Annotated in this window: 1 protein-coding gene; it reads right to left on the bottom strand. The window is 74.0% G+C overall.

The genetic code is table 11. The features are described 5' to 3' along the window. Window positions 1-433 precede the first annotated feature (433 nt). Window positions 434-910, bottom strand: coding sequence for a DUF7919 family protein (locus CCN42_RS39355; protein WP_086741959.1), 477 nt, complete (start codon window positions 908-910; stop codon window positions 434-436). Window positions 911-1,427: the final 517 nt, after the last annotated feature.

Raw genomic sequence — 1,427 nt, 5'->3', positions numbered from 1 at the left:
CGGCGCAGCGCTGATCAGCGCGGGCAGTGCCTGGGCTACCTGGCGGCACACCCCCGTGCCGGAGCCGAACCCGGACACCCGGACCGGCGGACAGTGGTGACCCGGACCCGGGGGCACAGGGCGGCGGCCCGGCAGCCGGGACACGCGGCCACGACCACCGACCAGCCGGCCGCGCGCAGTTCCGCCATGCGCGGGCCCAGGCGGACGGCGGCCCGGCGCGGCGGAAGCGGCAGCACCGTGTCGCTGCCGCCGGCCACGACGACCGCAGTACCGGACGGGTGAGGAGACGACGTCGCCGGCCGTGCGGCGAGTAGGAAGGCGGCTCCCGTCCGGGCGGCCACCCGCAGGGCCACCGGCCTGCCGAGCGCGCCGGCCGGCCCGGTCACCGTCGCGCCGATCCGGCTCCGGCTGCGCAGGCGAAGCCCCCTCGCCGCTACTCCAGCATGCGTTCCGCGTCCTGCGGAACCCAGGGAAAGGGGACGTCGGGCCATTGCGCGCAGGTCCACGCAGCAAGATCGACGGCGAGCACGGCATCGATGAAGACCTGCGGCGGCCGGTAGCCGTGGGCGGTGATGTAGTGGGTGATCAAGAAGGGTGCGGCATAGGCGACGCCGGGCTCGCCCGGGATCCGTACCTCCCCGTTCCCTTCCGGAGCCTCTTCCTCAGGACACAGGTCACACGTGTGCAGCCCGAGGCAGACGTTCATCCACTGCACCTCCTGAACAGCCTTCAGCTTCTCCACGAACACCGCGGGGACCGCCCCCGTCGAGTACGGCCTGCCGGCCTCCAGCCAGCCGATGTTCAGGCGGGAGTACGCCGGGCGGAACCAGAGCGCGCACAGGCCCGACTCCCTGTCCGTGAACGCATCCTCGTCCTGGTAGTCGTACGCGGTGAGGTCTTCGTTGAACACCCGCACATCATCACCGCACCGCTTCGTTGACGCCCCCCGCGACTGCACGACCCGCTCGGACGCGACCCCGCAGGACGGGCTCTGCTGCCCCCACACCCGTCGAGTCCGGCGTGTACGGCGCCCAGGAGTTCAAGGGCCACCTCGCCGTGGCCCGCCAGCCGGACGCCCTGGTCGTCGACTACATCGCCGGCCCCGCAACGACCCGCCGGCGCCCGCGCCGACCCGGGCACACAGCCCACGTGCGGCGAGTGCCGCTCCCGCCGCCGGCTCCGGGCTGCCACCCCCCGCCCAGCACCACGTACTGGTACACGGCCACGATCAGCAGGGGGCAGAGGCGAGAGTGACCTCGGCGGACGCGGCGGCCGGGCCCGGCTGTCAGTGGGGGCTGCGACGCTGAACGGATGGACCGTGATGACGAACAGCTGCTGCGCCGCCGGGTCTACGGCGCCGACCACGACCACCCGGGCCCGCGGCCGGGCCGGCGCTACGCCGAGCTGGTCGGCGGGCCGCTGGACGG

The organism is Streptomyces glaucescens (assembly GCF_002154375.1).
Taxonomy (GTDB): domain Bacteria; phylum Actinomycetota; class Actinomycetes; order Streptomycetales; family Streptomycetaceae; genus Streptomyces; species Streptomyces glaucescens.
This window is presented reverse-complemented; position numbering and strand designations above follow the sequence as displayed.